Source organism: Thiothrix caldifontis (assembly GCF_900107695.1).
Classification (GTDB): domain Bacteria; phylum Pseudomonadota; class Gammaproteobacteria; order Thiotrichales; family Thiotrichaceae; genus Thiothrix; species Thiothrix caldifontis.
The window spans coordinates 1-2,096 of sequence record NZ_FNQP01000056.1 but is presented as its reverse complement, the minus strand read 5'-3'; the positions used below and the strand labels follow the sequence as shown (position 1 = coordinate 2,096).

General features: G+C 53.6%; 1 protein-coding gene. It reads right to left on the bottom strand.

Annotated features, from left to right (window positions below):
• Positions 1 to 2,096: SdrD B-like domain-containing protein (locus BLV87_RS18875; RefSeq protein ID WP_175518088.1), on the bottom strand; the 2,096-nt coding region annotated here is incomplete at both ends.

Here is a 2,096-nt window from a genome sequence, read left to right as displayed (position 1 = left end):
TGTTGACCGTTTTCGTTGGTGTCAATCCAAAGGGTATCACCCACAGAAACAACCTTGGGTGGCTCAACAACCGGGGGAACCACACCGAAGTCAACCGTAAGGTTGGAACGGTTATCGTCCGTACCCATGCCGTCATCACCTGCTGTTCCACTGGCGGTTGGTTGTTCACCGGTAGGGTTTTTGTCGTCGAGAATGATGACGTTGGAACATAGCCCGTCTTGGGTGTCGTTATCGCCATTGTCACCATTGTCGATACCGTCGTTGACATCGGTTTCATCGCCTGTGTTGCTAGGTGTGTAACCTTTCAATAAACCCGCATCGAAGTTGCCGTGTGCGACGCAGACGCTGTATTCGCCAGCCGCTAGACCGCTGAACAGGTAGTAGCCGTCTTTGGTTTCGGTGTAGGCCATGACAGTGCCGGACTTATCCAGCAATTCCATCACCACACCATCAACAACGGGTTGCTCACCTTTATCGAATAGACCATTGTTGTTGGCATCTACCCAAACGCTGTTACCAACACTGTGTATGGGTGCTTTCGGCAGGTAGAAACCACAATCGACCGTCAGGGTGTCTGTCGTGAGGTTGAAGGCACTGGTTTGGGTCTTGCCATCGACCACTTGGCAGTTGCTGTCGGTATTGGAAGCATCGTCGTCTACATCTGCGCCACCTTGGGTGGCGACATAGCCTTCAGGTGCATCGACGCGAATCAGGTATTCGCCTTCAAGCAAGTTGTCAAACAGGTACAGGCCGTCAGCCACTGTGGTGAACGCTGCTACCGGTTTGCCGTCGAGATCATTGGCGGGGTTGCCATCTTTATCCAGTAAGGTAACGACGGCTCCGCTAAGACCAGCCTCCCCTTCATCTTGTTGACCATTTTCGTTGGTGTCAAGCCAGACTCTATCACCAACGGAAACCGCTTTGGGTGGGGCTACCGGTGGGACAATGCCGAAGTCGATGGTGAGGTTGGAACGCTGGTCTTCTGTGCCTACGCCATCATTGCCATCGTCGCCGCTTGCTGTGACTTCGAGGGTAGGTTCTTGGTCATTCAACGTTACTAGGTTGGTGCACAGACCTTGGGCAAGGTCATCTGTGCCATTGTCGTCGCCGTCAATGTCGGTGTTTGCATCCGCTACAGTGCCACCGGTACTGGCGGTGTAGCCTTCCAGTAAGCTGCCCGTAGCAAAGTTATCGGCAACGACACATACTTGGTAATTGCCTGCCGCTAAGCCGCTGAATAAGTAGCGGCCTTCGGCATCCGTGGTGGTGGAGCTGATCACCGCGCCTTCTGCATCTTTTAGGGCTAACGTAATGCCTGCACTGGCAGGCAGTTCACTCTCATCGGCGAGACCGTTGTTGTTGGCATCCACCCAGACACGGTTGCCAAGACTGTGTACTGGAGCTTTAGGTTGGTAGAAACCGCAGTCAGCCGTTAGGGTGTCAGTGGTGAGGTTGAATGGGCTGGTTTGTGTCTTGCCATCCACTACTTGGCAGTTGCTGTCAGTGTTGGAAGCATCATCGTCAACATCGGCACCACCTTGTGTGCCAATGTAGCCTTCGGGGGCTTCAACGCGAATCAGGTATTCGCCTTCGGGCAAGTTTTCAAACAAATACACACCGTCAGCCGCTGTGGTCACTGCTGCTACCGGTTTGCCGTCGAGATCATTGACTGGGTTGCCAGACTTATCCAGCAAGGTAACGGTGGCTCCGCTGAGACCGGTTTCACCGGCGTCTTGTTGACCGTTTTCATTCGTGTCAATCCAAACCCTATCACCGACGGAAACAGCTTTAGGCGCTACGGCTGGTGGGAGCACCGCAAAGTCAACCGTGAGGTTGGAACGGCTATCTTCCGTACCCATACCATCATCACCCGCAGTACCCAGAGCCGTTGGCAACTCACTGGTCGGTTCCTGATCATTCAACACGATAAAGTTAGAACAAATACCGTCGACACTTAGCTCGCCGCCATTGTCATTACTGTCCCCACCCGTATTCGCATCGGCTTCTTTGCCATTCACGCCCGCTGTGTAACCTACCAGCTTGCCCATGCCTTTGAAGTTAGTGGCAGCCACACAGACCTGGTATTCACCGGCATT